At 71.6% G+C, this 20,934-nt stretch carries 22 protein-coding genes; 11 read left to right on the top strand and 11 right to left on the bottom strand.

The window, feature by feature from the left end; genetic code table 11:
• The first annotated feature begins 166 nt into the window (after positions 1-166).
• Together ACLE50_RS12335 and ACLE50_RS12330 are read left to right on the top strand one after the other, a co-directional pair.
• Positions 167-997, top strand: a complete 831-nt coding sequence (locus ACLE50_RS12335) for a glycosyltransferase (protein WP_410943626.1) — start codon at positions 167-169, stop codon at positions 995-997.
• Positions 994-2,340, top strand: coding sequence for an FAD-dependent oxidoreductase (locus ACLE50_RS12330; RefSeq protein WP_410943625.1), 1,347 nt, complete (start codon positions 994-996; stop codon positions 2,338-2,340). The genes ACLE50_RS12335 and ACLE50_RS12330 overlap by 4 nt, the downstream gene beginning before the upstream one ends.
• Before the next feature lie 103 nt (positions 2,341-2,443).
• Here ACLE50_RS12330 and ACLE50_RS12325 read toward each other — a convergent pair whose 3' ends face one another.
• Positions 2,444-3,052, bottom strand: coding sequence for an Asp23/Gls24 family envelope stress response protein (locus tag ACLE50_RS12325; protein ID WP_410943624.1), 609 nt, complete (start codon positions 3,050-3,052; stop codon positions 2,444-2,446).
• On the bottom strand, positions 3,049-3,621 hold the full coding sequence (locus ACLE50_RS12320; RefSeq protein WP_410943623.1) for an RNA polymerase sigma factor: 573 nt from the start codon (positions 3,619-3,621) through the stop codon (positions 3,049-3,051). The genes ACLE50_RS12325 and ACLE50_RS12320 overlap by 4 nt, the downstream gene beginning before the upstream one ends.
• A 309-nt stretch (positions 3,622-3,930) precedes the next feature.
• Here ACLE50_RS12320 and ACLE50_RS12315 point away from each other — a divergent pair, with 309 nt between their 5' ends.
• Complete coding sequence (locus tag ACLE50_RS12315; RefSeq protein WP_410943622.1) at positions 3,931-5,079, top strand: glycosyltransferase; 1,149 nt, start codon at positions 3,931-3,933, stop codon at positions 5,077-5,079.
• 12 nt (positions 5,080-5,091) lie between these two features.
• Here the strand turns inward: ACLE50_RS12315 and ACLE50_RS12310 are convergent, their stop codons facing one another.
• Both ACLE50_RS12310 and ACLE50_RS12305 read right to left on the bottom strand, forming a co-directional pair.
• A complete protein-coding gene (locus ACLE50_RS12310; RefSeq protein ID WP_410943621.1) occupies positions 5,092-5,571 on the bottom strand; it encodes an OsmC family protein in 480 nt (159 codons plus the stop codon).
• 150 nt (positions 5,572-5,721) lie between these two features.
• On the bottom strand, positions 5,722-6,444 hold the full coding sequence (locus ACLE50_RS12305) for an SDR family NAD(P)-dependent oxidoreductase (protein WP_410943620.1): 723 nt from the start codon (positions 6,442-6,444) through the stop codon (positions 5,722-5,724).
• Positions 6,445-6,507: 63 nt separating this feature from the next.
• Here ACLE50_RS12305 and ACLE50_RS12300 point away from each other — a divergent pair, with 63 nt between their 5' ends.
• Positions 6,508-7,074, top strand: a complete 567-nt coding sequence (locus ACLE50_RS12300) for a MarR family winged helix-turn-helix transcriptional regulator (protein ID WP_410943619.1) — start codon at positions 6,508-6,510, stop codon at positions 7,072-7,074.
• Between the two features lie 114 nt (positions 7,075-7,188).
• Here ACLE50_RS12300 and ACLE50_RS12295 read toward each other — a convergent pair whose 3' ends face one another.
• On the bottom strand, positions 7,189-7,899 hold the full coding sequence (locus ACLE50_RS12295) for a FadR/GntR family transcriptional regulator (protein WP_410943618.1): 711 nt from the start codon (positions 7,897-7,899) through the stop codon (positions 7,189-7,191).
• A gap of 62 nt (positions 7,900-7,961) precedes the next feature.
• Positions 7,962-9,164: an MFS transporter gene (locus ACLE50_RS12290; protein ID WP_410943617.1), complete on the bottom strand. Its 1,203-nt coding sequence runs from the start codon at positions 9,162-9,164 to the stop codon at positions 7,962-7,964.
• Between the two features lie 165 nt (positions 9,165-9,329).
• Here ACLE50_RS12290 and ACLE50_RS12285 point away from each other — a divergent pair, with 165 nt between their 5' ends.
• The 7 genes from ACLE50_RS12285 (at position 9,330) to ACLE50_RS12255 (ending at position 14,792) form a co-directional block, all read left to right on the top strand.
• On the top strand, positions 9,330-10,445 hold the full coding sequence (locus ACLE50_RS12285) for a hypothetical protein (protein WP_410943616.1): 1,116 nt from the start codon (positions 9,330-9,332) through the stop codon (positions 10,443-10,445).
• A gap of 55 nt (positions 10,446-10,500) precedes the next feature.
• Positions 10,501-11,253: a sulfite exporter TauE/SafE family protein gene (locus tag ACLE50_RS12280; RefSeq protein ID WP_410943615.1), complete on the top strand. Its 753-nt coding sequence runs from the start codon at positions 10,501-10,503 to the stop codon at positions 11,251-11,253.
• 102 nt (positions 11,254-11,355) lie between these two features.
• A complete protein-coding gene (locus tag ACLE50_RS12275) occupies positions 11,356-11,907 on the top strand; it encodes a cysteine hydrolase family protein (protein ID WP_410943614.1) in 552 nt (183 codons plus the stop codon).
• Positions 11,908-12,416: 509 nt separating this feature from the next.
• Positions 12,417-12,995: a P-loop NTPase family protein gene (locus ACLE50_RS12270; protein ID WP_410943613.1), complete on the top strand. Its 579-nt coding sequence runs from the start codon at positions 12,417-12,419 to the stop codon at positions 12,993-12,995.
• A gap of 65 nt (positions 12,996-13,060) precedes the next feature.
• Positions 13,061-13,660 carry a hypothetical protein gene (locus ACLE50_RS12265; RefSeq protein ID WP_410943612.1) on the top strand — a complete coding sequence of 200 codons (600 nt, stop codon included), beginning with the start codon at positions 13,061-13,063 and terminating at the stop codon, positions 13,658-13,660.
• A 52-nt stretch (positions 13,661-13,712) separates the two neighbouring features.
• Entirely contained in the window at positions 13,713-14,486 is a 774-nt protein-coding gene (locus ACLE50_RS12260) for an SDR family NAD(P)-dependent oxidoreductase (RefSeq protein ID WP_410943611.1), read from the top strand.
• Between the two features lie 168 nt (positions 14,487-14,654).
• A complete protein-coding gene (locus tag ACLE50_RS12255; RefSeq protein ID WP_410943610.1) occupies positions 14,655-14,792 on the top strand; it encodes a hypothetical protein in 138 nt (45 codons plus the stop codon).
• Positions 14,793-14,898: 106 nt separating this feature from the next.
• Here ACLE50_RS12255 and ACLE50_RS12250 read toward each other — a convergent pair whose 3' ends face one another.
• The 5 genes from ACLE50_RS12250 to ACLE50_RS12230 all read right to left on the bottom strand — a co-directional run bounded on the left by ACLE50_RS12250 (position 14,899) and on the right by ACLE50_RS12230 (position 20,924).
• Positions 14,899-15,471, bottom strand: a complete 573-nt coding sequence (locus ACLE50_RS12250; RefSeq protein WP_410943609.1) for a zinc-binding dehydrogenase — start codon at positions 15,469-15,471, stop codon at positions 14,899-14,901.
• 246 nt (positions 15,472-15,717) lie between these two features.
• A complete protein-coding gene (locus ACLE50_RS12245) occupies positions 15,718-16,434 on the bottom strand; it encodes a TetR/AcrR family transcriptional regulator (RefSeq protein ID WP_410943608.1) in 717 nt (238 codons plus the stop codon).
• Entirely contained in the window at positions 16,427-18,220 is a 1,794-nt protein-coding gene (locus ACLE50_RS12240) for an ABC transporter ATP-binding protein (RefSeq protein ID WP_410943607.1), read from the bottom strand. The genes ACLE50_RS12245 and ACLE50_RS12240 overlap by 8 nt, the downstream gene beginning before the upstream one ends.
• Positions 18,217-20,049, bottom strand: coding sequence for an ABC transporter ATP-binding protein (locus tag ACLE50_RS12235; protein WP_410943606.1), 1,833 nt, complete (start codon positions 20,047-20,049; stop codon positions 18,217-18,219). Before ACLE50_RS12235 ends, ACLE50_RS12240 begins: the two co-directional genes overlap by 4 nt.
• 125 nt (positions 20,050-20,174) lie before the next feature.
• Positions 20,175-20,924, bottom strand: coding sequence for an inositol monophosphatase family protein (locus tag ACLE50_RS12230; protein ID WP_410943605.1), 750 nt, complete (start codon positions 20,922-20,924; stop codon positions 20,175-20,177).
• Between the last annotated feature and the right edge of the window lie 10 nt (positions 20,925-20,934).

The following is a 20,934-nucleotide window of genomic DNA, read 5'->3' as shown; positions in this document are numbered from 1 at the left end:
CGTGAGCTTCGTGCGAGACGATGTCACGCACCGGAACCATACCCAGTCCTCGGTGTAGGTTGATCTCGCCCACATGGGTGTTAACCGAGGTAACACCTTGCAGTCACCCAGAGAGAGCATCATCCGAACCGCATTTCACACACAGTGACTTATTGGGGGAACAACTGTGATCGACGACCTGACGGCCGGGACGACCGGACGCATCTCCGTTCCGGCGCCGGCGGCACCGGTCGAGGCGACGACGCGGACCACCGCCCACGTCGTCCTGCCGGCCTTCGACGAGGCCGGATCACTGCCGAACCTGCTCGCCCGCCTGGCCGAGACGGCCCGGACCGAGCGGCTCGTCGTCTGGGTCGTCGACGACGGTTCGTCGGACGAGACGGCGGCGATCGCGCGGGCCGGCAGGCCCGGGCTCGACGTCCGGCTGGTCCAGCACCCGCGCAACCTCGGGCTCGGCCAGGCCGTCCGGTCCGGGCTGACCGCGGTGCTCGACGCGGCGGACCCCGACGACCTCGTCGTCGTGATGGACGCCGACGACACCCACGACCCGAACCTGGTGACCGAGCTGCGCCGGGCGCTGGAGCGGGGCGCGGACGTCGCGATCTGCTCGCGGTTCGTCGCCGGCGGCGACGACAGCACCGCCCCGCCGTTCCGCCGGCTGCTGTCCCGCGGCGCGGCCGTCACGTTCCGCCGGGTCCTGCGGATGGACGGCGTGCACGACTTCACCAGCGGTTTCCGCGCCTACCGGGTCGGGCTGATCGCCCGCGCCGCGAAGCACTACGGCGAGCGGCTGATCGAGGAGCGCGGCTTCGCCTGCATGGTCGAGCTGCTGCTCAAGCTGCGGCACTGCGACCCGGTCGTCGCCGAGGTCCCGCTGGTGCTGCAGTACGACCGCAAGCTCAGCACCTCGAAACTCAAGCTGCGCCGTACCATCATGCAGTACATGAAGCTCCTCGTCCGCGACCGGCTCGCGCCGGCGCCGTACCGGTCCCTGTGACCGCCTCGACCACCGGCCCGGTCGCCGCCGGTGTCCCCGGCGACGCCGGCGGGCGCAGCGCCGTCGTGCTCGGCGGCGGCATCGCCGGGCTCGTGTCCGCGTACCGCCTCGCGCAGGCCGGGCGGGCGGTGACACTGCTGGAGAGCGCCCCGCAGCTCGGCGGGCTCGGCACGTTCTTCGACCACGACGGGCACGCGCTGGAGCGCTTCTACCACTGCGTGATGCCCTCGGACACGTTCCTGCTCCCGCTGCTCGGCGAGCTCGGCCTCGCCGACGGGGTCCGGTGGGAGCCCACGACGATGGGCATGGTCGCCGACGGGCACCGGTACCCGTTCAACACCGCGCTGGACCTGCTGCGCTTCGACGCGCTGACGCTGCCGCAGCGGATCCGGTTCGGCGCGGTGTCGGTGTCGCTGCGCCGCCTCGGCAGGGGCCGGGACCTGGACCGGGTCCGCACCGAGGACTGGCTGCGCCGCCTCTACGGCGACACCATCTGGGAGTCGATGTTCGTCCCGATGTTCGGCGGGAAGTTCGGCGACGCGTTCGGCGACGTCCCGGCGAACTACCTGTGGCAGCGCCTGGGCCGCGAGAGCAACGTCGCCACCCGCGGCTACCCGGAAGGCGGCTACGCCTCGATCGTCGACGCGCTGCACGCGGGCATCACCGCGCGCGGCGGCACGGTGCGCACCGCCACCCCGGTCGCGGGCGTCGACGCCGACGACCGCGAGGTCCGGGTGCGCTGCGCGGACGGCACCGAGGTCGTCGCCGACGACGCGGTGTCCACGCTGCCGCTGCCCGCGCTCGCCGCGCTGGCCTCGCCGGCGCTCGCGCCGCAGGTCCCGGCGCCGCAGCTGCGCTACCAGGGCGTGGTCAACGCGGTGTTCTTCCTGGATCGCCCGCTCGACGGCCACTACTGGGCTCCGGTGATGCGCTCGGGGACCGAGTTCGACGGCGTCGTCGAGATGTCCGCCCTCACCGGCACCGAACGCTACGGCGGGAAGTACGTCGTCTACGCCATGCACTACTGCGGCCGCGACGAGCCGCTGCAGTCCGAGCCCGAGGCCGACATCGCCCGACGTTGGAGCGAGCAGCTCGTCGCGCTGTACCCGGACCGGATCACCGCGGCCGACGTCGCCGGCGTGCGGGTGTTCCGGGCGCCGTTCGTGGAGCCGATCTACCCGCTGGGCTACGGCAGCACCAAGCCCGGCTCGCGGGTCGGGGACACCCGGCTGCGGCTGGCGACGACCGCGCAGGTCTACCCGGACGTGACCAGCTGGAACTCGAGCACCGGGCTGGCGGAGCAGGTCGTCTCCGAGATCCTGGCCGAGGCGCGCACGCGCTGAACCCGGAGCCGCCCGCGAACGCTCACCCGTTTCCGCGAACGCTCCCGCGATCAGGCGAGCATCGGCGGGACGGGTGAGCGTCCGCGGCTCGCCGGCGGGTACCTCACCGGAACACGTCGTCGATGACGACGGTGACCTCCAGCGCCTCCAGGTCGACGAGGCGGCAGATCCGTTCGGTCACGGTCCGGCGGACCTGTTCGGCCAGTTCCGGCAGCGACCGCCCGTAGTCCGCGGCAAGGGTGATCTCCACGGCGGCACTGGCCCCCGCGACCCCGGCGACGACCTGCGAGCCGGTGTCCTGCCCGGTGTCCTCCGCGGCCACCTCCCGGCTCAGCGCCACCCGCACCCCCGGCACCTGCTGCGCGGAGTACCGCGCGGTGACGACGACGACCCGCGCCGCGACCCGGGTGAGGCCCTGCCCGCCCTGTTCCAGCACGGCGTAGCCGGGATCGCCGAGCGCGCCGCGGATGCGGGCGAGTGCGGCCTCGACCGGCCCGTCGGGGACGGCGACGGGCTGGGCGGCGAGCTCGCGCAGCGGTGACCACAGCCGGTCGTACTCGGTGAGGAACGCCCGGCAGTGCACGCAGGACCGCTGGTGCTCGTCGCGCTCGGCCGCGCGGCCGTCGGCGACCTGGGCCATCAGCTCCTCGGCGGAGGCCCCGCAGGTCAGGGTCTCGCGTGGCCGGGGCTGCTCGTGCTGGTCGTCGGTCATGCCCACTCCCGCATGGTGTCGGCGAGCTGCTGGCGGGCCCGGAACAGCCGCCCTCGCAGAGTCGGCTCGGAGACCCCGAGCACGGAGGCCGCCTCGTCGTAGCCGAGCTGTTCGATGTCGACCAGCACGAGGGCGGCGCGTTGTTCGGGGGTCAGGTTCATGATCGCCGCCGTCACCGCCCGCAGCCGGTCCCGGGCCAGTGCCTCGGCGTCGGCGCCCGGGGTGGTCACGACGTCGGGATCGGTCAGCGGGTCGTCCTCGCGGCGGCGCCGGATCGTGCTCAGGCAGCGGTTCACCACGACGCGGTAGAGCCACGTCGTGAACAGGCTGTTGCCCGCGAACCCGGCCAGCGCCGTCCAGAGCTGGATGACGACCTCCTGGGTCAGGTCCTCGGCGTCGTGCGGGCTGCCGAGCATCCGCAGCGCGATCCGGTAGATGCGGTCGCGGTGCCGGCGGATGAGCACCTCGAACGCCTCGACCGACCCGGCCTTCGCCTTGTCGACCAGCCAGGCGTCGGCCTGGTGGTCGAGCCTGCCCCCGTGGCGGGGCGCGGCGCCCGGGCTGGTCACGGAATCTCCCCTGCCCGACTCGGCGTCGCCGCATGTCACGGCCGTCCCGACCGGATCCGGGCTCGTCCGGTCTGTCCGTGGGACGCCGTGGGGCTGCGATCCTCACGCCGGTGCGGTGTGATGTGAGTCTCGCCGCCAAGGGCGTCAAGGACGCCTTCGGCAAGAACTGACCGAGTCGCTCTCGCCGGGGCGCCGCCGGATCGCACCGGCGGAACCGCCCGCGGTGCGTCGACGAGGGGTGTCCCCCGCGCGAACTCCGTCCGCCGGCTCCCGTCCCCGGGCCCGGATCGCGTCCCCGATACTCCTGCCATGCGCATCGCGTTCTTCGCCAACGCCGAGGCCGGGCACGTCCTGCCGCTGCTCCCGCTGGCGCAGGCGGCGCAGGACCAGGGTCACGACGTCGCGCTGTTCTCGTCCGAGTCGATGAACGGGCTCGCCGCGCCGGTCCCCGTGCACGGTGTCGGGCCGGAGTGGTCCGAGATCGTCGCCGAGAACGGCCGTCGCCACCCGGACGGTTGGGGCGGTGCGCTGCCCCACGACCGGATCGGTCCCGCCGAGGCGGCCGACCTCTACGCCGGGACCCGCGTCGACATGACCTTCGACGACGCGCTCTCCGCGGTGTGCCGGTTCCGCCCGGACCTCGTCGTCGCCGAGTGGGTGGACTACGTGGGGCCGATGGCGGCTGCGTCGCTCGGCGTGCCGTGGGCCGCCCACGGGCTGGGGCCGGCGCTGCCCACGGGGTTCACCGAGGTGCTCGAGGCTCCGCTGGCGACGGCCTACACGGCCTGTGGCCTGCAGCGACACCAGCGCATCGCCTACGTCGACCCCTGTCCCGCGTTCCTGCAGGCACCGGGCTGGGTGGCCCCCGACGACCGGGTGGCGTTCCGGCCCCGCCCGCACCGGGGTGCGCTCTCGTCGTCGTGGTCGCGACCGGTGTCCTTCGGGCACGACGACCGCCCCACGGTCCTGCTCACGTTCGGCACCATGATCGACGATCCCGCGCTCTACCTGCGGGCCCTCGACGTCCTCGGCGCGCTCGACGTCGACGTCGTCGTCACCTGGTCGCCCTGCGGTGACCCCCGCACCGCGCCGGTCGACCGATCGCGGGTCCTGCCGGTCGGGTTCGTCCCGCTCGAACAGCTCCTGCGCGGGGTGTCACTGGTCATCGCGCCGGGCGGTGCCGGCACCGTCCTCGGCAGTCTGAGCGCGGGGGTGCCGATGGTGCTGCTCCCCCGGTTCGCCGACCATCGGGGCAACGCGGAGCGCGCGGCCGCGACCGGAGGGGCCGTCGTCGTCGACGAGCTGGACGACCTGCCCGCAGCGGTGCGGACGGCGCTCGACGACCCGTCGTACGCGGCCTCGGCGCGGGCGGTCGCACAGGACATGGAGACGCTGCCGGACGTGGGCGAGGCGCTCGACGAGCTGCTGGCGCGGGTGCCGGCGGATGTCGTCCGCTGACCGACCGGCGCGTCAGGAGGCAGGCTCGGAGACGACGACGGTCGGCTCGTGCTCGACCGGGAACGCCACAGAGTTCGCGATGAAGCACTGGGCATGGGCGTCGCGGTGCAGCGAAAGGGCGCGGTCGACCATCCCGTCGTCGCGCACGGTGACCCGCGGCGCCAGCGTCACGCCGGTGTACCGGCCGCCGGAGGGGCTCTCGACCATCGTGCCGCGGGCGTCGTCGACGTAGCCGGTGACCACGACGCCGGCGTCGGCACACAGGTGCAGGTACCAGAGCATGTGGCACTGCGACAGCGACGCGAGGAGCATCTGCTCGGGGTTCCAGCGCGTCGGGTCGCCGCGGAACGCGGGGTCGGCGCTGCCTCGGACGACGGGCCGGCCCTCGGCCTCGACGTCGTGCTCCCGGTCGAAGTCGCGGTAACCGCTGGTCCCGGTTCCGCGGTCACCGGTCCAGGTCACCGTCACCGTGTAGCCGTGTTCGCGTGGCACGTTCCGCCTCCTGGGCACAGCAGCACGTTCGTCCGGGGAGCAGGCTACGGCGGGAATGCGTCGCCCGGAACGGGATTTCGGGCTGCCGGTCACGCCGGCGGCGGATGCCTTGATGTGGCGGCCGACGAGGAAGCCCGGCCCGCCGGGGATCTACCGCGTGGTGTGCTCACCACCGTTGACGGCGATCATCTGTCCGGTGATCTGCCGCGCGCCGGGGCCGGCCAGGAAGGCCACCGCCGCGGCGATGTCGTGCGGCCGGCTCGGGCGCCGGGTGAGTGCCGAGTCCACGAGTGACCGGCGGCGGTCGTCGTCGAGCTTGTCCCGGAAGAACTCGGTGTCGGCGACGTAGCCCGGTGCGACCGTGTTGACCGTGACGTCGTGTGGCCCGAGCTGCCCTGCGAGATCGACGGTCCACGAAGCGAGGCCCGCCTTCGCAGCACCGTACGAGCCGGCGCCCTTGTCCGCCGCGATGGAGCCGATGTTGACCACGCTCGCGCCCGGGGCGAGACGGTCACGCAACGCCGTCGTGACGAGTACCGCCGACAGCAGGTTCGCGTCGAGATTCGCCCGCCAGGCCGCGGCGGTATCGGCGAGCGTGACCGGGGCGTCGCGGTCGAAGTCGGTGTTGCCGCCGGCGTTGTTGACCAGCACGTCGACCCGCTCCGGCAGCTCCTGCAGCGCGGCCGTGACCGCTGCGGCGTCGGCCGCGTCGAAAGTGACCGCCTTCGCGGCGCCACCGAGCTCGGATGCGGCCGTGCCGAGCAGCTCCCGACGGCGGCCGGTGAGGACCACCCGGTCCCCCGCGGCATGAAACGACTCGGCGACGGCGCGACCGATTCCGGTCGCGGCTCCGGTGACGACGACGGTGCGCATCTAGACTCTCCTCGGATCGACTTCAGACCTAAAGTTTAGACCTAAAGCCTTGGAGGGCAAGTCGTGCCGCCAGACGAGACACGTTCCGACGCCGAGGTCGACTCGATCACCGCGGCATGGGCGCGTGAGCGACCCGGCATCTCGGTCGAGGCAATGGCGGTCGTCACGCGGCTGTGGCGGCTGGCGAAGGTCTTCGGCGATCAGCGTCGCCGGGTCATCGCCGAGGGCGGCGCCGACCAGGCGACCCTCGATCTGCTCTCGGTCCTGCGCCGCTCCGGGCCTCCCTACGAGCTCGCTCCCGGTGAGATCGCGCGCCGAGCACTGGTGACGGCCGGTGCGATCTCCCAGCGGCTCGGGCGCGCCGAACAGGCGGGCCTGGTCGAACGGATCGAGGGGAGGAGTGGCCGGCAGCGGCTGGTGCGCCTGCTCCCGGCCGGGCACGAGCTCGTCGATCGACTCGTCGGCAGCATCGCCGACCTCGACGCCGATCTGCTCGCCGGCCTCGGCCCGGCCCGACGGGAGACGCTCGACGAGCTGCTGCGGTTCCTGACCGACGATGTCGAGCGCCGATTCGGAAGTACGCCGGTGTCACAGGTCGGGTCGCCGTCGCCGTCCGAACGCGACGGTTAGCTCATGAGATCGCCCGTCTCACCGCGCCCATGCCACGGCCGGCGAGCACGAGAAGTGCGCCGCCGACGCGGCCGCGATGAAACACGCGACGACGTCACGGGCGAGACGGAGGGCTCAGGGTCGGAGGCGTCCGGAACGTTCCGGAACCTGGTCACCCTTCGACGTCTCGACCAGCTTCGCAGCTGCTCGTTCGGCGTCATCGGGCCGTCCCGCGACGATCGCGTCGACCAGCGCGGCGTGGTTGCGGTCGTGCTCGACGGCGAGTGACTCCGTCCAGGGCATCGCTTCGATCGAGGCGGCCAGGGCCGTGCCGAGATGATCGTAGAGTTCGGCGAGCAGCTCGTTTCCGGCGATCGCGACGACTTCCCGATGCAGCCGGGTATCGGCAGTGGTGAAAACGCTGCGATCCGGCGCCCGGGACGCCTCTCGCTGCACTTCCAGCAGCTCGCGTAGCTGAATGGCGTCCTCCGGAGTCCGTCGGAGCGCAGCAAGCCGAGCAGCCCGGCATTCCAGCGCCGCACGCACCTCGAGGACCTCCTCGAACTCGCTGCGGGCAGCGCGGGTGATCAGCGGTTGCTCGATCTCGCTGGCACTTCGGACGTAGGTTCCGTCACCGACCCGAGCCTCCAGCAGCTGCGCGTGCACGAGCGCGCGGAGAGCCTCCCGGATGGTGTTGCGGCTGACCTCGAACTTCTCGACGAGGTCGTGCTCGGCGGGGATCTTGTACCCGACCGGCCAGTCGCCACTGGTGATCATGCTCTGAATCTGGTCGGCGACCTGCCGAGCCAGGGGGACCTTCCGCTCAGGAACCCGCAGCTCGCTCAACCGCTCCCCCTCCGACCCGTACGGATTCGTGCAGGCTAGTCCAACGACGAAATCGACGACTCTCAGCGAACGACAACAGTGCCCCGTCCGGCGAAACCCGCCACAGCGATCTGCAGGACCGCCACGACGGCGAGCGCCGTGAGTGCCGCCGCCCACGTGTTACCGACGTGGAAGGCTCCGAACCCGACAGGCCCGATCGCGGCGAGGAGATAGCCCATCGACTGGGCCATCGCCGACAACGCTCCGGCGGCTGCGGGGTCGGCGGCCCGGACGCTCAAGAACATCAGAGCCAAGACGAGACAAGCTCCGCCCCCGACGCCCAGCACCACGACCCACAGAACGGCAAGCGCCGGAGCAGTCAGGAGCCCGCTGTACCCGGCAAGACTCAGCACCGAGCCGGCAACGGCGAGAATCCGTTGGTCGGCGATCGTCCGCAGCAGGACAGGAACGACGAGACTCACCGCCACCGCGACGATCTGGAACACGAACAGCAACACGCCCGCCTGGTCCGCGGAGAACCCCGCGTCGTCCTGCACGACACTCGGCAGCCAGGTGATCACCACGTAGAACCCGAGTGACTGCAGCCCCATGAACGCCGTCACGGCCCATGCCGTGCCCGACGACCACGGCAATCGGCTCCCACCCGACCGCGGCGCCGTGCCGAGATTGCCTCGGCGGCGCCCGAGCAGACGCCATCCCCAGATGGCCGCGGCAGCAACCGCCGGCACGATCCAGACGCCGAGCGCCGACCGCCAGCCTCCGGGGAGACGCGTACTGATCGGAACGACGACCCCTGACACGACGGCCGCCACCGCACTCATCACCGTGGCGTAGGCGCTGGTCATCACACCGACCGAGTCCGGGAAGTGACGCTTGATCACGCTGGGGAGCAGCACGTTCCCGACGGCGATCCCGACTCCGATCACCGACGTGCCCACGAACAAGGCGGCGGCCGACGGCAACCACCGCACCCCGATCCCGACGATCAATACGCACAGCGCGAGCACCAGCGCGTTCTCCGCGCCCCCGAACAGCGAGGCCGCCCGCGGGACCAACGGCGAGACTGCTGCGAACGCCAGCAGGGGCAGGGCAGTCAGCGCACCAGCGGCCACCGCAGAGAGATGCACGTCGGCGGTGATGACATCGAGGAGCGGACCGACGCCGGTCAGGCTCGCTCGCAGGTTGGCCGCCACCAGCAACACCGCCGCGACGAGCAGCATCCGTCGCCGTTGAACCGCACGATGCCCGGGCTCGTCGACCGCCATAGCCCAAATGTAGGGCATTTGGCTCTCTCTGGTCAGGTCTGCCCGAGCGACCTCGGCGGAAGCCGGCCGACGCTGCAGCTGCTGCAGACCCGGGACAGCACCTGCAGGTATCCGGAGCCGAAACCGCTTCGGTCACGACGCGACCGCCCCGTACGGTCGAGCCCCATGACGCTCACGCCGGAGCAGCTCCTCGCCGGGCCGCGCGGCCGCAGGCTGTGCATGGAGTACGCGGTCCGGTCGGCGCACGCGGTGCGTTTCCAGGCGCTCGCCAGCGCCACGTTCTATGCCTCCTACCAACGGTCGGTCGCCCAGGGCCTCGGCGCTGTGCTCTACGGAAACCCCGCGCTCTACGACAACCCCGCCGAGCAGGACATCCCGAATCCCAGCGCTGCCGAGGTCGCCGACCTGATCCGGCAGGCGGATCTGAACGAACCCGACGGCACCGAGGCGTTCGAGGCCCTCCGCGAGGCTGTCGACGCGGCCACGTACTGGCAGCGGCCGAGCGGTGAGGACGTTCTCGCCGCCGAGCCCGCGCTGCGGGACGCCCTCGAGTGGCTAGCCCAGCTCGTCACCGCCTCCCCGTCGACGGGGTGGTGGGCCGAACCGATCGACCGCACCCGGCAGTACGCCGTCAGGTTCGAGCACCTCCCGCACCCCACCGCGGATCCGGCCGCGGCACTCGCCGCCGAGCATGCGGCCCTGCTCGAGGAAGAGACGCGAGCTCGGCGCGACAGTCCCAGCGACCCCACGGCGGCGTACGGCGGCTGCTGGTGGTCCCGTCCGGCAGTGGCCCTGCTCAGCACGACGCGCGAGCTCGGCTCCGCAGGACCGGCCGGGCTGACCCTCTTCGAGGACCGGATGAACTGGACCGCCGCGGACGTGGCCCCGGTGACGCTCGACGATGCGGCCCGGGTCTACGAGATCACCGGGCCCGACGACTGGGCACACCTGTGCCGCATCCGTCCGGTCGACGTCACCGCAGCACGTCGGTGCTGCTGGTTCCTGACCACCGGTGTCGACCGGACGTGGGTGCTGCCGGACTGGCGAGCGGTCGCCGAGGACTACGACGCCGTCCACCTCACCGTCGCCGGCTACCTGAGCACCGCAGGCCGCGCGATCGACGTCGGCGCCGGCCGTTCCTCGGTCCTGGCCGGATGGAACCCGGACGAGAGCCGTTGGCTGACCGGTGCCGCCGCCGTCAGCGGGCCTGCCACGCGCTGGGTCTGTGCGGAGGAACCGCACTGGTACGAACCGCGCTGGTACCCGGAGAGTGCCGTATGACCGGACAACCATCTTCGGGTCGTCCACTCCGGACGTCGTCGGCAGGCTCGACCACGTGCTGACGACATGGCCCGCGCTCATCGCCGCGGGCGTCGTCGCGGGCGTCGCCGGCACGATCACCGGCGTCGGATCCGTGTTCTCCTACCCCGTGTTGCTCTGGCTGGGCCTGCCCGCCACGGCCGCCAACGTCACGAACACCGTCGCACTCGCGTTCGGCGGGATCGGCGGCGCGTACAGCTCACGCCCCGACACCGTGGGCCACACCCGGCTGACGCTGCAGCTGTGTGCGGCCGGGATCGTGGGCACCGTCGCCGGGTCGGCGCTGCTGCTGCTCAGCCCGCCGGGGGTCTTCGAGAAGGTCGTGCCGTTCCTCGTCGCGGTCGCGGCACTACTGATCCTCGTGCCGCGACGCGATGCGTCGGCCACGAGCACCGACTCCGCACCCCGCCGTCGCGGTCTCGCGCCCGTCGCCGCACTGGCTGCGGTCTCCGTCTACAACGGATACTTCGCGGCCGGCAGCAGCGTGCTGATGATCGCTGCCCTGGTCCTGACCACGACGCTGCCGCTGCCGACGATCAACGGGATGAAGAACGTCCTCGTCCTGGTCAGCGACGTGGCAGCCGCGCTCGCCTTCGGACTGTTCGGACCGGTGGAGTGGCCGCTGGTGCCGGCGCTCGCCGTCGGCCTGTTGATCGGCACCGGCGTCGGGCCGCCGATCGCGCGGCGCCTGCCGGTCGCACGGCTCCGCGTCGTCATCGCCGTCGCGGGTGTCGGGCTGGCCGTCTGGCTCGGGTTCCAGGCGTACTGACGGCCGACCGTACGTAGGCGGCATCCCGGATGGCTGGATCCCTCCGCATCGGGGCCGATCCGGGCATGGGCGCACGGCAGGCTGTGGTGCACGGTCGGCGCCATGTCCACCGCGCTCGTCGTCCTCGACGCCCAGGAGTCGTTCCGCGCCCGCCCGGACGACTGGGCCACGATCGCTCCGGCCGAAATCACCGACCGCATCTCCACGCTCGTCGAACACGCACGATCGGCCGGCGACGAGATCGTCTGGGTCCTGCACACGGAACCCGGTACGGGCACCGTCTTCGACCCTGGCATCGGCCACGTACGCCTTCTTCCCGGCCTCATCCCCGATGCCGGTGAGATCGAGCTGAGCAAGACCAGCCACAACGCGTTCACCAGCACCGATCTGGACCAGCAGCTTCGTGAGCGCGGCGTCGACCACGTCGTCATCTGCGGGATCCGCACAGAGCAGTGCTGTGAGACGACGGCGCGGGTCGCATCCGACCTCGGCTATCGGGTCACGTTCGTCCTCGACGCCACCGCCACCATGCCGCTCCCGCGCTGGCGAGACTCCGGAGACCTCGCACCCGAGGACATCCGGGACCGTACCGCCGCGGCCCTGCAAGGCCGCTTCGCCGACGTCGTCACCTTGGACGACGTCGTGGCATCCTGACAGATCGCGCACGTCGACGAGCGGGCCGCGCTGTCACATCCGGCGTATCCACCAGGGCGCCCGCGGATCGCAGAACGGGTTGTTCACGGACTTGGCGCGGAACAACGCGTCGTAATGCCCGATCTGGCGACGCAGCGGTCGCGCCCGATGTGGCGGAAGAGCCCGGAGTGCACGTTCCAGATAGTCGCGAGGAATCGGCGCCATGAACATGATGAGGTCGTTGTTCTCCGACCGGAAGTGGGACCTGGGACGACGCACGACATCCTGGTATGTGAGTAAGTCGTCTCGGACCCGGCTCGAGGGGAATCCGAGCCGGTCGAGAAACCGGCTCGTCGACAAAGGCACGCCGTCGATCGGCGTGGGATGCCGCTGTTGCTGGTTGAGGGCCCGCACACGGGCCGGTCGCTTACGCGGCACGGGCCTTTCGGATCGAAGCCATGCCGTCACGGTGCCACATTCCGGCGCTGCACGGAACCGGTCGACGGTGCGCCTGCTCGTACGCTGGCGGAATGCTGCGCTGGGACGACCCGCTCCCCCACCGGCCCCGGCGCATCCTCGTCGCCGGGGTGTCGGGCTCGGGCAAGACGACGCTCGCCGCGCAGATCGCTCCGATCCTGGATGCACCGCACACCGAGATCGACGCGCTGTTCCACGGACCGGGCTGGGTGCCGCGTCCGTCCTTCATGGACGACGTCCGCCGGCTGGCCGACACCGACACCTGGACCACCGAATGGCAGTACCGGACCGCGCGCCCGCTGCTCGCCACCCGAGCGGACCTGCTGGTGTGGCTCGACCTGCCGTTCTGGACGGTCACGTTCCCGCAGGTTCTGCGCCGGACCTGGCGACGGAGCCGGACCCGTCAGGAGCTGTGGAACGGCAACGTCGAACCGCCGCTCCCCCGCGTGCTCGTCGACGACGACCACATCCTGCGCTGGGCGATCTCGACCCGGCACAAGTACCGGGCGTCGGTACCGGCCGTCGCCCGCGACCATCCGCGGCTGACGGTCGTCCGGCTGCGGTCGCACGCCGAGATGCGGAGCTGGGTGGACGGGCCGTTGCAGGACGCGGTCCGAGCAGCGCCGCCCTGACCGTCGGTCGACGAAACGAATCCGTCTCCGCTGCCGATCAATGATCGACCGACAGGGGGCGTTCCGTGGACGAGCCGGCTCACGCCGACGAACAGCACTCCGCCGAGGATGTCGCAGCGCGTCGGGAGCAGCGGTGGATCCGGGCTGCTGCCGCACTCCTACTCGGTACCGCAGTTCTGTTCGTGTCGTTCTGGGTTCTTGTCGATGACGGGGCCGGCCGCCTTGAACCGGGTCAGGCAGCGCTGTTCATCTCACTCACGACGGCGCCCATCGTGGTCGCGCTCCTGTTGGCCTCCGTCATCACCCGATGGCGGCGACGGCGCGGGCACGCACCGTCGCCGCTGAACGAGCTGCCGACCATGCGACAGCGGAGCCGGTTGCTGACGAGGCTCCGTCGCGGCGATCCGATTCCGCCTGAGCAGCACGACCTCGCGATACGGGTCGCTCGTGACCTCAGTCGCCGGCCCCGTAAGGCCTGGTTGTTCTTCTTCCTCGCGGCGTCTCAGGTACTGCAGCTCCTGGTCAGCCTCAGTGAGGCCGCCCACTTCTTCACGGCCCTCTTCTGTCTCTCAACGGTGTTGCTCCTCGTCGTCGGTCTTGCCTGGTCACGGACCGTCACGCGAGTGCGTGAGCGGCTGCCGCAGCTCGAGGCTGAACGTCCGTGACGTAGCCGAGCACACCGTTTCGCCTGAACGGTCGACCGGGAACTCCCTGCGCATGTCCCGGTCGCATGTCGTCACCGGCGCCGGTCGCGGAGTCGGACGCGCCATCGCCGAGAAACTGCTCGCCGCCGGCGACTCAGTCGTCGTCCTCGAGTACGACGCCGACGCCACCGGCTGGGTCGGGCGGCACCCCACGGGCACGCGCGTCGCGACCGTGATCGGCAGTGCGGACGACCAAGCCGCCGCGGACCGAGCTGCCGACCGGGCTCAGGAGCTCGGCACCTTCTCGGGCTGGGTCAACAACGCCGCGATCTTCCGCGACGCCGACCTGATCTCCGCGACGCCGGACGAGGTCCTGCACCTGATCAACGCGAACCTCGCGCCTGCACTCGTCGGGACCGGCGTGGCGGTCCGCCGGTTCCAGGAGGCGCAGACGCCCGGCTCGGTCGTCAACGTCTCCAGTCACCAGGCACAGCGCGCCGTCCGCGGAGCACTTCCCTACGCCGTCGCCAAGGCCGCGGTCGAGGGACTCACGCGGGCTGCCGCCGTGGATCACGGGCCGGACGGCATCCGCGTCAACGCCGTCGCGCTGGGCTCGATCACGACCGACCGCTACGAGGCTCTGCTCGACGATCAGGGCACCGTGGCGGCCGACCACACCCGCCGGGAGATGGCGGCGATCCACCCGCTGGGCCGCGTCGGCTGGCCGGACGACGTCGCCGATGCCGTGGCCTATCTGCTCTCCGACGCGGCGAGCTTCATCAACGGTGTCGTGCTGCCCGTCGACGGTGGACGTGCCGCCCGGGGCCAGGATCCGGAGTCCAGGTGAGCACCTCGACCGCCGCGTGTGGCTCGTCGGAGTTGCCTTCCCACCCCGGTCAGGACGCGTCTGAACCGGGGAGACGCACGACACCGCTCACACCGGGAACGAAGTGCCTGATCGACGCGATGCACCACGTGGAAGCACAGTTCGCACCAACCCGTTGAGAAGGATGCAATGACCGCCCCGCAGTTCTCCGTCCCGGCCACCGCGACCACGCCCGTCCGCACGAACCGCCTCATGAACCTCGCCGCCGGGTTCCTGGTGTCGGTGAGCGGACTCGTCCCGACGGCGTACGTGCTGCTCGGTATGTGATCCATGGCGGCCGCTCCGGCGGCTGCCTGCATCGCCTCAGGTAGTGAGACGACAGGGCCGGTCCCGATGACCCTCGGACACCGGCCCTTCTGCCGGGGCGGTCCGGTCACCGCACCGACGGGGACGGCGAATCGGCGTTCGGTACGTCCTGCGGGCACAGCCATACCTTCCGGTCCGCTCTCGACACCGCGTCGAACGCCGCCCCTGCCCGATCGGTCTCCCGGGGCTCCGGCTCCATCAACCCGGTCAGGGCGTCGACGACCACCGGCAGGTCCGCGATCGCCGCGGCGAAGTCCTGCGGGTGGTCGTAGATCAACGACCCGACGATCGTCACCTGCCGCTGCACGAGGTCGTGGGTGTTGATCGACGACGGCCCGTCGTGCTGACCGATGAGCACCAGCGTCCCGGCTCGATCCACCGCCTCGACCGCGGTGCTCCAGGCGGCCGGAGCGCCGGAGGTCTCGAACACCGTCGCGAACGTCTCCCCCGGCACGAACGGGCGGGCTCCCAGGTCCTCGGCGCGGCGACGTCGTCCCGGATGCGGTTCGGCGACGACCGGCACGAACCCGGCTGCGAGCAGGGTCAGACACAGCAGCGTGCCCTGACTGCCCGCTCCGACGACCACACAGCGCGAGCCCGGGGACGGGGCGGCCCGGCGCAGTGCAGCGCGGGTGACCACCCACGGCTCCACGCAGGCGACGACGCGTCGCCAGCCACCGCTACCTGCGGTGGGCTGCCGAGGTCGTCGGGATCGAGCGGATCATGCTTGCGACCGACTATCCCTTCAACGGCCCCTGTGACTTCGACGCCCGCGGATTCCTGGCCGCCGCTCGCCTGTCCGACGAGGATCGCACCCGCGTCGGTTCCAGCACGCGGGACCGGCTCCGCGCAGGCATCCGACGGTGAACAACTCGACGGCTTCGATCTACTCGCGGACTTGGTCCATCCGCGGTGGGGTGGCGGAGGGGAACTCGGGCCAGTCGCGCTCCAGCCCGGCGAGGATGAACTCGATCTTCACGTCCATCGCGGTCCGCTCGGTCCAGGAGTCGTCCGGGTTGAACATCGCGTCCGCGTCGCGGGTGGAGTCACCTACGACGTCCCGAACGGCTTCCAGGCCGCTGCGGCCGCGCTCGTCGACCGACCGCATCGACTCCACGCCCCAGTGCGAGGCGAACACGGTGTCGCCGATGAAGTCGATCGCGAACATCGCCTGGCCGGGGGTCCGGCCCTGGGCGGCGAGGTTGGTCGCGTAGGCCCGGAACACGTACTGGATGCGGGTGGGTGCCGTCGGGTAGGTGTAGACGAGCCGGCTGAGTCCGGGGAAGTCCTCGCAGATGCGCCAGCACTCGTCGGCCCACAGCCGCAGCGCCGCACGCCAGTGCATGTCCACACCGGGGAGCGTGATCGTCGCGCCGGCGGCGTCCAGGCAGGCGACCACGAGGTCGTCCCGTGCCGGGAAGACCCGGTAGAGCGCCGTGGTGACCACCCCGAGGCGTTCGGCGACGGCCGCGAGCGTGAACCGGTCGATCCCCTCCGCGAGGGCGGCGGCGACGACGTCCTCCGCGGTGAACGCCGGCTTGCGCCCGACCTTGCGCCCTCCGGGGACGGGTCCACGGTGGGTGCCCGGCGACCGCTCAGCCATCGGCCCGCGATCCCGCGTCCGCGCCGGCGAGCTGCCAGCCCTGCGCCTCGTGGAGCCGCGCCCAGAACTGGGCGTAGGTGCCGCCCGCCGCGAGGAGCTGCGCGTGGGTTCCCTGTGCCTCGACCCGGCCGTCGCCGTCGAGCGAGACGATCAGGTCGGCGGCGACGACGGTGTCGAGCCGGTGCGCGATGATCAGGACGGTCGCCTGGGTCCGCAGCTGCTCGACAGCCGCGACGACGTTCGCCTCGTTCTCGACGTCGAGCGCGGACGTGGCCTCGTCGAGCAGCACGATCGGGGACCGTTTGAGCAGCGCGCGGGCGATTGCGACGCGTTGCCGTTCGCCGCCGGACAGCGCGCGACCGCCCTCCCCCACCCGGGAGCGCCAGCCGTCGGGCAGCCGCTCGGCGATCTCGGTGACTCCGGCCAGGTCGGCCGCCGCCCGAACCTCCGCCGGGACAGCGTCCTCGCGGCCGACCGCCACGTTCGCCTCCAACGTGTCGTCGAACAGGTAGACGTCCTGGAAGACCATCGACAGCTGCCCCATGAGCTGGGTGGTGGTCTGCTCGGTGACCGGCAGCCCGCCGACCCGCACGGTGCCGGAGTCGGCATCGTAGAAGCGGCTGACCAGCCGGGCGATCGTCGTCTTTCCGCTGCCCGACGGTCCGACGAGCGCGACCATCGATCCGGCGGGGGCCGAGAGCGAGACGTCCCGCAGCACCGGCTCGGCGCCCGGCGCGTACGCGAAGGTGACCCGTTCCAGCTCGACGGTTCCCGGCGCGGGCAGCTCGGCCGGCGCCGACGTCGCGGACGGCTCCGGAAGAGGTTCGGCGGTGAGTACCTCGTCGATCGCGTCGAGCAGCGGGCGCCGGGTCTCCAGCGCCATCGCGCTGTCGGTGATCGTCGAGAGGGTGGAGGTGAACCGCAGCGCCAGCCCGATGAACACCAGCGCCGGGATGGGCGCGAGCGTGCCGGTCACGGCGAGCGAGCCGGTCAGTCCGACCACCGCGACGATCACGACCTGGGTTCCGGCCCCGCTGATCAGCAGGCCGGTGCTCTCCAGCCACAACGCGCGGGTCTTCGACGCACGGGTGTCCTCGAGCGCGGTGGTGAGCGGGACGAACTCGTCGCTGCGGCCGCACGACCGGAGCGCTCCCTGGCACTGCGCGTACTCGACGATCCGGTGGGCGAGGTTCACCTCGTCCGGCTCGTGCAGGGCGCCGCCACGCCTCATCAGGTGCGCGGAGACGAGCGTGAGGAGCAAGAACACCGGCACGGCGACCGTCAGCACCAGGCCGAGCAGCGGGTTCCAGAACCAGGCGGCGATCACGACCGTCACGGCGGCGACGATCCGGCCGACCAGCGGGCCGATCATGTGCGCGAAGATCTCCCCCGCGCTCATCAGCTCGGTGGACACCATTCGGGACAGGCGTCCCGCACGGGGCCGGGCGAACCAGCCGAGCGGCTGCTTGGCGACCTGGTCGCCGACCAGCCGGTGGATGCTGTCGAGGAAGTCGAGCGCGACCCCGTAGGTGCGGCGTTCCTGCAGGTAGTGCAGGCCGAAGCAGGTGACCGCGAGTACCGCGAACACCACCAGCCAGCCGCCGACGCCCAGTCCCCAGACGGGCTGACCGGCGGCGAGCGAGCTGATCGCGGGCAGCAGCGACGTCAGCGCGAGCCCCTCGGCCAGCCCGCTCAGCCCGGCGACGACCAGTGCCGGGTGCAGCGCGTCCGGGTCGGAGACCATGCGCTTCATGCGCGGGACGATGTCGATGAGCGCGAGGTTCACTCGTCCGCTCCCCGGTCGGACGGGTGGGTTCCGGTCTCCCGGAGGTGGGCGTAGCCGGGGTGGTCGACCAGTTCGTCGTGCGTGCCGACGGCGGCGACCCGGCCGCCGTCGACGAGCACGATCTGGTCGACACCCTTGATCACCTCGGGGCGGTGCGCGATCAGCAGCACCGTCTTGCCGCGCACCAGATCGGACAGCGCCTGCTGGATCTGGTGCTGCGCCTCGGGGTCGGTGAGCGCGGTGGCCTCGTCGAGGATCAGCACGGGCGCGTCGACCAGGATCGCGCGGGCGATCGCGATGCGTTGTGCCTGACCACCGGACAGCCCGGTATCGACGCCGTACACGGTGTCGAAGCCGTCCGGCAGCGCCTCGATCTCGTCGAGGACGCGGGCGGCGCGGGCGGCGTCCCGGACCTGCTCGTCGGTGGCGTCGGGCCGGCCGAGCGCGATGTTGTCCCGCAGGCTGACCGACGGCAGCTGGGGGTCCTGGAGGACGAAGCCCACCCGGGCGTAGAGATCGTCGATGCCATCGATCGGCGCACCGCCCAGGCTGATCGTGCCGGAACGGGGGGCGTCGAACCGGGCGAGCAGGGTCGCGATCGTCGACTTGCCGGAACCGGACGGCCCGACCAGCGCGGTGACCGTTCCCTCCCGCAGGGTGAGCGACACGTCGTCCAGGGCGAGGTCGGCGTCCGGGCCGTCGCCGTAGGAGTAGCTGACGTGGTCGAAGACGACGTCGTGCCCGCTGGGCATCACGCGGTCGGCGTCGTCGGCGAGGACCGGAGTCCGGAGCAGATCGGTGAGCCGCCGCGCCGAGGCGCCGGCCAGCTGCTGGGACCACATCGAGTGCATCAGGACCTCGAGGCCGTACGGGATGAGCAGCGCGATCAATGCAGTCGCGAGGACGTCGGCCGCGGTGACCACGCCCTGGCTCACCAGCCATGCCCCGCCCCCCACGTTGACCAGCAGGACCAGCGGCACGGCGAGCAGCGAGCTCCCCAGCGCGCTCACCGTGATCAGCGGGCGTACCCAGGCGTAGTAGAACTGCCCGAACTCGCGCGCCGCGTCCTGGTAGGCACGGTGGGCACGGCCGACCCGGCCGAACGCCTTCACGACGGTGATGCCGGTGACGAACTCGACCATCCGCGCCGAGACGGCGCCGAGCTTGCGGTCCATCTCGACGGTCTTCTCGTTCATGCCCCGCATCGGGATCGTCATCGCCGCCGCGTAGAGCGGCAGCGTGGCGATCGCCAGCAGCCCGAGCCGCCAGTCGATGACGAACGCGTAGACCATCAGCGTGAGCGGCATGACGACGGCGTTCGTGGCCTCGACCGGCCGGTGGGCGATCAGGTTGTGGATCGTCCCGATGTCGTCCTGCAACGCCTTGCGGACCCGGCCGGAGTTGGTGGATGTGAACCAGACCAGCGGCACCCGGGAGAACCGCCGCACCATCCGCTGCCGGATCAGATGCCCGAGCCTGATGTCGGCGACGTGGGTGATGACCAGTGCCATGAAGTAGACGGCGAGCCGCAACGCGAACCCGATCAGCAGGATCCGCAACCACCGGTCGACCTCGGCGCCTCCGACCGCGGTGCCGGTTCCGGCGGCGTCCAGCAGCACGGCACCGAGCTGGACCAGGGCGATGTACGGGACGACGGCCAGCACTCCCGACACCACGGCGAGTGCCCGGCCGGCAGTGAGACTCCCGGCAACCGGCCGGAGCAGATCCTTCAGGGCTCGTATGTCGAGCCGCTGCTGGTCCTTCGGATCGGCGGCCCGCTCCGTGGACCCGGCTGCCGGTGCGCGCGTCGGCGCGTCCGTCGCTGTCATGGCGCTCCTCGAGCAGCCCCTCCGCGGGCTGACTAAGGCGCACCATACCTAATTCTGAACGACATTCAAGATGTTTGCGGCACCCGCCGCGGGACGGCCGATCGCGTCCACCCCGGGCCTGCGGTCTACCGGTTCTGCCTGCCGCCGATCGCGGTGAGAACGGCTTCGGCCACCGGCGGAGAGGCGACCAGCAGATCGGGTATCGCAAGCTCCGCGACGTTGTATCGCAGCGGTGCCCCGTCGAGCCGGCTCGCGTGCAGGCCGGCCGCCTGCGCGACCGCGACCGGCGCAGCGGAGTCCCACTGGAGCTGCCCGCCCGAGTGCAGGTAGGCGTCGGCCTCCCCGAGCAGGACGGCGGCGATCTTGTAGCCGGCCGAGCCGAGCGGGACCAGCTGGGCGTCGAGCCGGGAGGCGACCTGCCGGGCCACCTCGGGTGGCCGCGTCCGGCTCACCGCGATCCGCAATCGCCGCTGGGCCACCGGGGCGACCGGCGGCGCGGCGGTGTCGAGCACGAGGCCGCGGCCCGGCAGTCCGACCGCGGCGACCGTCAGTCCGGCACCGCGTTCCCAGAGCGCCACGTGCACCGCCCACTGCACGGTGTCGGTGTCGGCGAACTCGCGGGTCCCGTCCAACGGGTCGATGATCCAGACCCGGTCCGCGGCCAGGCGTGCCGGGTCGTCGGCCGCCTCCTCGCTCAGCACCACGTCGGAGGGCCGCTCGGCGGCCAGCAACCCGACGATGACCTCGTGCGCGATCCGGTCACCTCGATCGCCCAGTCCGGGACCGGGCCGGGCGCGTTCGGCGAGCAGGGCTGCCCCCGCGAGCTCGGCGCAGCGGCGGGCCAGCAGAACATCGGCCTCGGTCGTCGGGCTCACCGCACGACAC

Source organism: Pseudonocardia phyllosphaerae (genome assembly GCF_046546475.1).
Lineage (GTDB): Bacteria > Actinomycetota > Actinomycetes > Mycobacteriales > Pseudonocardiaceae > Pseudonocardia > Pseudonocardia phyllosphaerae.
The sequence above is the reverse complement of the archived record's forward strand: the minus strand, read 5'-3'. Positions and strand labels throughout refer to the sequence as shown.

Coding starts and splice junctions, on each gene's coding strand:
- ACLE50_RS12325 (WP_410943624.1), bottom strand. CDS start 3,052: ATGACCGACGACCAGCACGAGCAGCCCCGGCCACGCGAGACCCTGACC.
- ACLE50_RS12315 (WP_410943622.1), top strand. CDS start 3,931: ATGCGCATCGCGTTCTTCGCCAACGCCGAGGCCGGGCACGTCCTGCCG.
- ACLE50_RS12305 (WP_410943620.1), bottom strand. CDS start 6,444: ATGCGCACCGTCGTCGTCACCGGAGCCGCGACCGGAATCGGTCGCGCC.
- ACLE50_RS12290 (WP_410943617.1), bottom strand. CDS start 9,164: ATGGCGGTCGACGAGCCCGGGCATCGTGCGGTTCAACGGCGACGGATG.
- ACLE50_RS12285 (WP_410943616.1), top strand. CDS start 9,330: ATGACGCTCACGCCGGAGCAGCTCCTCGCCGGGCCGCGCGGCCGCAGG.
- ACLE50_RS12275 (WP_410943614.1), top strand. CDS start 11,356: ATGTCCACCGCGCTCGTCGTCCTCGACGCCCAGGAGTCGTTCCGCGCC.
- ACLE50_RS12270 (WP_410943613.1), top strand. CDS start 12,417: ATGCTGCGCTGGGACGACCCGCTCCCCCACCGGCCCCGGCGCATCCTC.
- ACLE50_RS12260 (WP_410943611.1), top strand. CDS start 13,713: ATGTCCCGGTCGCATGTCGTCACCGGCGCCGGTCGCGGAGTCGGACGC.
- ACLE50_RS12255 (WP_410943610.1), top strand. CDS start 14,655: ATGACCGCCCCGCAGTTCTCCGTCCCGGCCACCGCGACCACGCCCGTC.
- ACLE50_RS12245 (WP_410943608.1), bottom strand. CDS start 16,434: ATGGCTGAGCGGTCGCCGGGCACCCACCGTGGACCCGTCCCCGGAGGG.
- ACLE50_RS12235 (WP_410943606.1), bottom strand. CDS start 20,049: ATGACAGCGACGGACGCGCCGACGCGCGCACCGGCAGCCGGGTCCACG.